Origin of the sequence: Nevskia soli (assembly GCF_903970205.1) — a bacterium.
Taxonomy (GTDB): Bacteria; Acidobacteriota; Terriglobia; order Bryobacterales; family Bryobacteraceae; genus Bog-113.
Map to the genome: position 1 here is coordinate 1 of NZ_CAJCHS010000018.1, position 8,530 is coordinate 8,530.

Here is an 8,530-nt window from a genome sequence, read left to right on the forward strand (position 1 = left end):
GGAGTATTGAAGTCGTAGCCGTCCAGCAGCACAAACGAGTTCCCCGACTTATAGAGAGTTGTGCCGGATCCCGCCACGTACCCAACCGATAGACTAAACGTGCTGGTGTGCATGGGAAGAAAGCGCTTGGTGTTGACTGGGTCAAACACCGAAATCCCCGGATCTGAGTTATTCCCGTTGAAGAATAAATTCAGACCAAGGTAAGCGCTGCTGCACGTGCCAGCCACAAGTTCCCCCATGTATCGCCGCCAAGAGTATTCCAGACGAGGCACGTGGACGCGGTCCCGTTGCTGGATGTCGCAAACTCAATTGCTCCGGTGAGCGTGACCTGCGAGTATGCCGACGGCGGGATCAGCAGAAGTGCCCACAGGCAAAATGATTGTTGAGTCATGTGTTATTGATCTTTTGCTAACTTCACCGATACGTTGTGTCCAACGGCGTTCATGGAGTGTATACTCTTCGGAATTCAAGGCACGAAATTCAAGGCAACTTGAAAGTGTATTGACGATTATGTATTCTAGAGTACGCGACGATCTATGGCATGTTACCGCTGCCGGGAATCGTTCTCGCCCCCGCACTATCCGCAACACTCGCCGGCGAAGATAATGCGTCCATCAAGCCGAAGCCGCGAATCGCGAGCGCACTCCGCCACGCCGTCTTAAGCGCTTGCACGTGCTCGATCTCCAGTTGAAATAGAGTCCTTTGCGAAATAAGTACTTGCGGATAAGCAGCGGCCATGTTTCGATAGTTTGTCTGATATAGCTTGTAAGCCAGCTCAGCCCTCGGGAGGATTTCGTTTTTGTACTGCTGAACAGTAGCGCGCGCGGAATCGTAATCGCGGAACTGACTCGCGAGGTCGCGGGCGATTTGCAGGCGTAATCGAATAAGTTCCTCTTTCGCCCGCTCGACCTCGGCTCTTGCGGCGGAGACGTTACCTTGATTCCGGTTAAAGATCGGCAGCTGAACACCGATCTGCACGCCGCCATTTAGGCCGGTAGCCTTGTGCGTAGTGTCAAGAGGCTCGTTGTTCTGAGCCAGGTTCCCGTATAACTGGAGATCGGGAATCGAAGCTCTTCCGGCCTGCGAAAGTGAAGCTGCTGCCAGGTCAACCTTTTGTTGTGCCAAAGTCATGTCCGGGCTCTCCCGCAGTGTCGCGCCCAGCCATTCGTCGTAACTCAACTCCGGGACGGCTTCCAAATCTCCGGCCACGCAAGTCTGAGGAAGGTCCGGTCTTCCGATGACCGCCGCCAGTATCCTCCAGGAGGCGCGCACACTCTGTTCCGCCACATGCAGGCCGAGGATCGCCTGTTGCTCTTCCACTTCGGCCTGCAGCGTATCCGGCCGGTCGGCCTGCCCGACATTGGCTAGTTGACGGGAAGTCCGCACGGCGTCCGCGGCGAGATCTGCTAGTTGTTTCCTGACTTGTTCAAGCTGCTGGTCACCTAGAAGTTGATAGAACACGCTGCGAACGTCGTTCAAAATGCGCAGGCGTTGTGCGTCTCTTGTCGTCTCCGCCTCTTTTGTACGGAGATCAGCGACGCGGCGGGCGGCACGCAACTTCCCACCCGTGACAATCGTCTGGCTGACAAATCCCCCTTGCTGGCCGCCGCCGGTCGAGCCTCCGCGAATCTCGTCCCCGTAATAACCGGCGATGGGATTCGGATACAGTCCAGCTTGCAAGGCTAGCCCGGCGGCTACGCGGATGTTCGCTTCCTCCTGCGCTACTGTCGGGTTGTTAGTAAGCGCGATGTTCTCCAGGGCTGCGAGACTTAGCTCACGCGTTGTCGACTCCTGATGCGTATCATCTTGCATATGATCTGCGGACAGAATCTGAACATCATAGAGGGTCAGATCGCTTTCGTGTGCCTTCGCGCTGATGCGATCTCCCGGCTTGACTCGACTTAGCACGGCGTCGCTAACCGTGTAGGTCATCGTCATGGCGCCCATACCGCCCGGGATAGGTGTATTCGCTACAACAACTGTTTTAGCGTTGATATCCACCTCCTTGACGGTTCCGCTCAATGTTTTAATGCCCTGTTCGATCTCTTGCGCGCCGGCAATCGCGGCGATCGCATATAGGACCAAAACAAGAGGCGCTCTTCCGGTCGTCATCGGCCGGCACCTCCGCCTTGCAACCGCTTGAGTTCCAGGATCTTATCGTATTGGGATGGAGAAACCACCCTGACAAGCGTCATCATGCCCCCCTCAAACCCGCTCCATCCGGGAGGCAAGCCATAGGTCTCCGGCTTCTGAACTTGCTTGTCGACGGCCATCATAGGTCCTTCCATGAAGGCGTCCTGCGGGAACAATGGCAATTGACCATTCGCGTCCCGTATCGACAGAGGACTATTTGTAACCGAAGTGTCCGTTGTGGAACCGACGCCGAGACCGCGACCGAGACTGGGCGCATAGTTTTCGGATGTCGCGTTGCCATCGCCTAGCATGCCCATGGCTTCTTCCATTGACGCTCCCGCTTGCATTCCCGCACCCACGCTGCGCGTCATTGGACCTACGGTAGATGACATCTGGTTCATCATGTGGTGCGGCAGGTGGCAGTGCAGCATCCAATCGCCGACGCGATCGGCGACGAATTCGATATCCTTGGCTTGCGCCACGCCGACAAGCACCGTGTTGCCCCGCGTCCACGCCGACTCCTGCTGGCGCGCTCCTTCCCGGCCGGTCTCCCAAAACGTGAAGCCGTGAAGATGGATGGGATGATGATCCATCCCCAGATTAATGAAGCGGATACGTATGCGTTCATTTTGTCGAACTACAACCGGCGTCGAAGCCGGACCCGACTTACCATTGAAAGTAAGCCAGTTGAACTCCATGTTCATACTGTTTGGAATCGAGCTATTCGGCAACACCGCGTACTCCTGAAGTGCGATCAAGTAGTCCTTATCCACCCTTGGGACGTAGGGCCTCTTAGGATGAATAATAAAGCCGCCCAACATGCCTACCATTTCCTGCATCGCCATGTGCGAGTGATAGAAGAAAGTGCCGTTCTGGTGTAGAGAAAACTCATAGCGGAATTGTTCACCCGGCATCACAAGTTTCTGTCCGATCCCGGGCACCCCGTCCATTTCGATAGGAAGTTCCAGGCCATGCCAATGAATAGCCGTAGGTTCCGGCAGGTGGTTAGTAAAGGCGATACGAACGCGATCGCCTTCGTTGGCCTGGATGGTTGGGCCAGGGGCGCTTCCATTAAACCCCCATAAGTCGAGTGTCTTTCCGGGAACAATGACCTGCTGCACTGGTTCCGCGACAAGATTGAAGACCTTGACATCGGCATCCCAGGTGAATGGTAGATCCCCAACGTCCAGAGTCGTCACGGGAGGGCTGACAGTTTCCGGTAGAGTCGTTGTAGTTTCCCGATCAGCGGAAAGAAGTTCCTTTCCGGCGAATAAACCGGCGGACAATGCAGAAATCCTATTGAGAAAAGCTCGTCGATGGTTCATATTTCCTCACTCTGACTAAGAAACGTGCGAGTACCGCACGCGGCAAAGTAGTGAACCGGAACACCGTTCACTTGTCGAAACAGCGATCAGTTAGAGAAGGAGAGAGTTAAATCCGCAGTACGGAGACGGCAGCGGTGACAGCACGCAGGAGAGAACCGGAAGTCGATGGCAGTCGGGGTTGGACCTGCAGTTTAAATTCCATCGAACAAGTTACGGGTAACAAGCTCAATACATGAACTGTATCGGAATGCGGAACCGAGGTGACGACAGCAGAAAGATCGATACCGGCGAGCGAGTTAGGGCAGGGTGTGCGGGGGCTGGACCGGTTCGATGAAGTCGATTTCTTTTCCGGGCAGCACGCGTGGTGTGAAGTCGGAAGAAGGGCTGTGTGCCCGCCGCCCGTGGAGGGACGCGACTGCAATGAGCACGAGAGTGCGCACTGAGAGTTGACAGCCGAAGCTATCAACGCGAACATCGCGAGGAATGGGCGGAAGTCCTTCAGCATCCTAAAGCTATCTTAACCCCGGTCGCGATAGGCGCACGGAACAAGCGCGCAGCCCGCGTTGACATGGCGCGCCGACGGAGCAGCCGCTATAGGTCCCTTCGTTGTTCGGCACCGCGTATGCATCTCGCTTGGCGGCGGCGATTTTCAAACCGTCAAGGACGTAGCCATACGACGAACGTATGACGCCGGAGTTCGAGATGTCTACAACAAACACAAAGTGACCTTAATGTGCCTATTACATGACGGCGCAGCTCCGCCGGCGACATCCAACAGCACGGATTCGGGCCGCGCAGCGAAGCGCCGTGTTGAGCTGGTGAAGGAATAGCGCGATGAGCGATCTCCTCTCGGTACCTGTGATTTCAAAGAACGGGCTGCGGGGCCGTGTTCTGACTAACTCTAAGTTATTGGATGATCGGCCGCTCAAGTGCGCCATCTTCGATAGCGGGCGGGAACTCTCAATCGGCTCTGAACACTTTCATTTGCAGAAAGACTGGACTTATTCCCTGGATTTGAGCGTGAACCCGGCGCCGGAAGAAAGCGTAGCGCGCGAGGTTCCCCCGGGGGCGGGTCAGACACTCGCTAGGCCCAAGCAGGTACCGACCGTGGTTGAAGGCAATGCCGACGCCGCAGCGTTGGTGATACCGCGCGTGGAAGAGCAAATCGTCGTTGGAGCGGACGCCAAATAGTTCTACTTCGAGAGGCAGCGTCTCCTACTAACAAACCCGCTAATGAGTAAGACGCGGAAGCGGTTCTTCGAAGGCCGCATGGATCGCGTTTAACAGTGCTCCGTCGGAATCCCCGTGGTAGTCCCAGAACATAATGCCGCCGAGCTTGTGCTGCAAAACATAGCGCGCTTTCAGACGGACGGATTCCGGGTCTTCATAGCTAATAAACGTCCGGGTGACAGGATTGTAGAGATACGGCGCGGACGACGTCTTATCCCAGTACCGCAAGTACCCGGCCTTTAGGAGTTTAACGATCTGGTTGTAGTTCGCCGGAATGTTCGCGGGCTTCCCGGGTTGAAATAATCCATTCGACGCAGGACCAACTCCGGACCAAGCGTGACCATAAAACGGAACGCCGAGAACTAACTTTTGCGCCGGTACGCCGGCGGCGAGAAATGCCCGCAGGGAAGCGTCGGCAGAGATCGCTTTCGGGTCAGCAGGATTGGTGAACAACGGCGCGTGGTGGCCGGTAATCGTGCTGGAGCTTGGTTCGTAGTAGTCGTAGCTCATCAGATTGACAGTATTCACGTAGCGAGCCACGATGCCCATTTGGGTGTGCTCGAGAAACTCGGCTGACGCACCGGCGGCTACTGATGTGATGAGAGGCCGTTTCCACACTTTTTCCTTAACATCGAGCTGCTGCCTCAGTTCCTTCAACAGAGCCGTATAGTTTTCCCGGTCTTCAGCGCGAAACGGATTGCCGATTCCGGGCAATCCGGGATACTCCCAGTCGATGTCGATTCCATCGAGCCGATACTTGTCGAGGAATGCTACCGCGCTGGCGATGAACTTACGACGCGTTTCTACAGTACGCGCCATATCCGAGAAACCTCCGGACCACGTCCATCCACCAACGGAAACGAGTACTTGTAAGTGGCGGTTCCTCGACTTCAAGCTATTCAGCGTCGCGAAGTTATCGGCGTCGTGCTGGAATCCTTCTACCATCTCGCCGTTCTTTAGATTGGCGAAAGCATAATTGATGCGGGTGAGCTTTTCGGCTGCAATCTCACCGGCCTGAAGAGCACGGTCCATGACGAACACGTACGCGATGACTTCCGGAGCAGCTCCATCGCGCGCCGATGCGACTGCGAAAAAAAGCAATGTCATAAGAAGATACGAGATGAAGCTGGAAGCAGTCACGTGGGGATGGTAAAGATGATACCCTGTACCAGTTGCTTCAGCAGGATCTGCGAAAAGCCGCCTATGATCCATCACATCCTCCCGGTCGGCGCGCTGCGCTGCAATTGCTCAATCTTCGGCGACGAAGCAACGCGTGAAGCGATCGTCGTTGATCCCGGCGCGGAAGTGGCTGAAATCGAAAGCATCCTCAAGGAATTTGACTTGAAAGTCAAAGCCATTGTCATCACCCACGCGCACTTCGATCATATCGGTGGGGCCGCGAAACTCCGCGCCTCCACGGGCGCGCCGGTGTGGATGAGCGCAAGCGACGAAGTCACGGCTATGACTCTACCGGTACAAGCCGCGCTGTTCGGTGTTCCGATGGTCACTAATCCCGGCATCGACCGGCAAACTAAGGAAGGCGATACATTAGCCATCGGCGCAACTTCGTTTCAGGTGCTCGATACGCCGGGCCATACGCCTGGAAGTATCAGCATTTTGATACCGGCTGAAGGCAAACTGATCGCAGGCGATACGCTGTTCCTCGAGAGCGTGGGCCGCACCGATCTCCCCGGCGGTAACAGCAAAAAGATTGTGCAATCGATCACCAACAAGCTATTCACGCTGCCGGACGAGACGATTGTCGTACCGGGCCACGGACCGAACACAACCGTGGGGCACGAGAAACAATTCAATCCTTTTGTGGGCGCTTCAGCTCGTCCATAGCGCCGATCACCAGTTCCTTGGCGTCGCTGAGCGCCTTCGAAATGATCTGAATATCCATCGCCGGTTTGCCCGGCTGACGCGCGCTTTGACAGTAGACACCGTGCTGCCCAACAAGCACCAGCGCATCCGTAAGCATGTCAAGCGCGACGGCCAGACGGCCGCGCGGCACGCCGAACATGAACTCATACCTCTCCAACTCTTCGCGCCGCTCGTCGTAAACGCTCACTCCTCTATTCTGGCTGTATGAAGGTTCCGAAGTGGCCGATCGCGGACGGACGCGAGCTTGAGCTGCTGGGTGAAGTGCTCGCGAGCGATCGATGGGGAGGCTACCATCCGTTCGTTGGCCAACTGGAGCAATCGTTTGCAGAGTTGTCGCGCTGCCGTCACGGCTTGGCCGCAGTGAACGGAACGGTGACACTGGAGATGGCGCTTGAAGCCCTCGGTATCGGACCGGGCGATGAAGTCATCGTTCCCGCCATCAGCTTTGTATCGACTGCCACGGCTGTGTCTCGTGTTGGAGCGATCCCAGTCTTTGTCGACATCGAAGGCGACACGTTCAACATCGATCCCGAAAGGGTTCGTGCCGCTATTTCCCCGCGGGTGAAGGCGGTGATCGCTGTGCATTTCGGCGGCCCGATGGCGGACATGACGCGCCTGGCTGAGATCGCCCGGGACCACGATTTGTATCTGCTCGAAGATGCGGCACACGCCGCCGGATCGGAGTGGGACGGGAGCCGCGCGGGCAGTATCGGGGTCGCCGGATCATTTAGTTTTCAAAACTCGAAAGTAATCACGGCCGGGGAAGGCGGCATGCTGACCACTAACAATGACAGCGTCTCGGCGAGCGCGCGTTCTATCCTCGACCAAGGTCGTAAACCGAATGAGGGTTGGTTCTTTCACTATGAGCTAGGCACTAACTACCGCATGACCGGGCTGCAAGCCGCGGTTCTGATCGCGCAATTGGAGAGGCTGCCCCATCAGAACGCGATCCGGGCGCGCAATGCCGACGTCGTGCGGCGGGCGCTGGCGGATTTACCCTGCCTTCGCTTCCAACATGTACCTCGGGCCGCGTCAGTACACACCAACTATCTGTTACTAGGGCGCATTCCGAACCGCGACAGATTTCACCGCGAAGTAACTTCCCGCGGCGTTCCGTGTACACCGTTCTATCCGCATCCACTCTACGGTAATCCTCTTTACCAGCGCGGCGGCTGCCGTGTCGAGCCCTGTCCGGTTTCCGAGCAATGCGTGCGCGACGCGTTCTGGTTGCCCCACCGCGTTCTACTCGGCAGTGAGCAGGATACCGCGGACTTGATCGAGGTACTCCGTGGAGCAGCTACCGCCGCATGAACAACGAACTGCTCTTTCGCATCTGCAACCTGGCCGTGCTACCCGGCTGGATTCTTCTCTTCGCTGCTCCCAATTGGCGGTGGACGCGCCGCATTGCTATGTTCACCATCCCTCCGCTCCTGAGTATCGTCTATATTTACGCGTTCATTGCCAGCTTTGAAGGCCTCCACGCGGATTACACGTCGCTGGGCATGGTGCAGTGGATTCTTCGCACACCCGGCGCATTGCTGGCTGCCTGGATTCATTTCTTAGCGTTCGACTTATTCGTAGGCGCCTGGATGGTCGGAGACGCAAAGCATCGCGGGATTCTACACTTAGCCGTGGTCCCGTGCCTGATGCTTACGTTTGTACTCGGCCCAGCCGGATTATTGGTCTACTTTGGACTGCGCGCGGGCAAGCGACAGGAGTGACCGCATAACCAAACTATGCCTAGACTATTACTTGCTTTTACTGCTCTGTTGTATTTGGCTCAAGCGCAGGACCAATTAAACGGGCGAGCGAAACTGACCGGAGTCGTCCAGGATGCCGCCGGCTGGAAGGTTCTCAACGCGCAAGTCACGGTCAAGTTTGCAGGCCGGAAGAAGGTAATTGCCACCGCGATCACCGACCACAAAGGAAGCTTTACGCTGTCCAACGTAGAAGCCGGC

At 56.5% G+C, this 8,530-nt stretch carries 10 protein-coding genes; 5 read left to right on the forward strand and 5 right to left on the reverse strand.

Annotated features, from left to right (window positions below; genetic code table 11):
• Positions 1–190: 190 nt before the first annotated feature.
• The 3 genes from H1Y01_RS01000 to H1Y01_RS01010 form a co-directional block, all read right to left on the reverse strand.
• Positions 191–391, reverse strand: a complete 201-nt coding sequence (locus H1Y01_RS01000) for a hypothetical protein (protein WP_180538233.1) — start codon at positions 389–391, stop codon at positions 191–193.
• Positions 392–534: 143 nt separating this feature from the next.
• Positions 535–2,112 carry a TolC family protein gene (locus tag H1Y01_RS01005; protein WP_180538234.1) on the reverse strand — a complete coding sequence of 526 codons (1,578 nt, stop codon included), beginning with the start codon at positions 2,110–2,112 and terminating at the stop codon, positions 535–537.
• The gene (locus tag H1Y01_RS01010) at positions 2,109–3,419 is read right to left on the reverse strand and encodes a multicopper oxidase family protein (protein WP_219341159.1); all 1,311 of its coding nucleotides are present in this window, start codon (positions 3,417–3,419) and stop codon (positions 2,109–2,111) included. The genes H1Y01_RS01005 and H1Y01_RS01010 overlap by 4 nt, the downstream gene beginning before the upstream one ends.
• 873 nt (positions 3,420–4,292) lie before the next feature.
• Here H1Y01_RS01010 and H1Y01_RS01015 point away from each other — a divergent pair.
• A complete protein-coding gene (locus tag H1Y01_RS01015) occupies positions 4,293–4,649 on the forward strand; it encodes a hypothetical protein (protein ID WP_180538236.1) in 357 nt (118 codons plus the stop codon).
• Positions 4,650–4,688: 39 nt separating this feature from the next.
• Here H1Y01_RS01015 and H1Y01_RS01020 read toward each other — a convergent pair whose 3' ends face one another.
• A complete protein-coding gene (locus tag H1Y01_RS01020) occupies positions 4,689–5,795 on the reverse strand; it encodes a glycoside hydrolase family 18 protein (RefSeq protein WP_180538237.1) in 1,107 nt (368 codons plus the stop codon).
• Positions 5,796–5,891: 96 nt separating this feature from the next.
• Between H1Y01_RS01020 and H1Y01_RS01025 the strand changes: the two genes are divergently transcribed.
• Entirely contained in the window at positions 5,892–6,533 is a 642-nt protein-coding gene (locus tag H1Y01_RS01025) for an MBL fold metallo-hydrolase (protein WP_180538238.1), read from the forward strand.
• Here H1Y01_RS01025 and H1Y01_RS01030 read toward each other — a convergent pair.
• Positions 6,499–6,759, reverse strand: coding sequence for a hypothetical protein (locus H1Y01_RS01030; protein ID WP_180538239.1), 261 nt, complete (start codon positions 6,757–6,759; stop codon positions 6,499–6,501). The two genes, H1Y01_RS01025 and H1Y01_RS01030, sit on opposite strands and share 35 nt — an antisense overlap.
• 17 nt (positions 6,760–6,776) lie before the next feature.
• Here H1Y01_RS01030 and H1Y01_RS01035 point away from each other — a divergent pair, with 17 nt between their 5' ends.
• The 3 genes from H1Y01_RS01035 to H1Y01_RS01045 all read left to right on the forward strand — a co-directional run.
• Positions 6,777–7,883, forward strand: coding sequence for a DegT/DnrJ/EryC1/StrS family aminotransferase (locus H1Y01_RS01035; protein WP_180538240.1), 1,107 nt, complete (start codon positions 6,777–6,779; stop codon positions 7,881–7,883).
• Entirely contained in the window at positions 7,880–8,293 is a 414-nt protein-coding gene (locus H1Y01_RS01040) for an ABA4-like family protein (protein WP_180538241.1), read from the forward strand. The genes H1Y01_RS01035 and H1Y01_RS01040 overlap by 4 nt, the downstream gene beginning before the upstream one ends.
• A gap of 15 nt (positions 8,294–8,308) precedes the next feature.
• Positions 8,309–8,530, forward strand: a 222-nt coding sequence (locus H1Y01_RS01045; protein WP_180538242.1) for a carboxypeptidase-like regulatory domain-containing protein, incomplete at its 3' end; no start/stop codon positions are given.

Coding starts and splice junctions, on each gene's coding strand:
- H1Y01_RS01000 (WP_180538233.1), bottom strand. CDS start 391: ATGACTCAACAATCATTTTGCCTGTGGGCACTTCTGCTGATCCCGCCG.
- H1Y01_RS01005 (WP_180538234.1), bottom strand. CDS start 2,112: ATGACGACCGGAAGAGCGCCTCTTGTTTTGGTCCTATATGCGATCGCC.
- H1Y01_RS01015 (WP_180538236.1), top strand. CDS start 4,293: ATGAGCGATCTCCTCTCGGTACCTGTGATTTCAAAGAACGGGCTGCGG.
- H1Y01_RS01020 (WP_180538237.1), bottom strand. CDS start 5,795: ATGACATTGCTTTTTTTCGCAGTCGCATCGGCGCGCGATGGAGCTGCT.
- H1Y01_RS01025 (WP_180538238.1), top strand. CDS start 5,892: ATGATCCATCACATCCTCCCGGTCGGCGCGCTGCGCTGCAATTGCTCA.
- H1Y01_RS01035 (WP_180538240.1), top strand. CDS start 6,777: ATGAAGGTTCCGAAGTGGCCGATCGCGGACGGACGCGAGCTTGAGCTG.
- H1Y01_RS01040 (WP_180538241.1), top strand. CDS start 7,880: ATGAACAACGAACTGCTCTTTCGCATCTGCAACCTGGCCGTGCTACCC.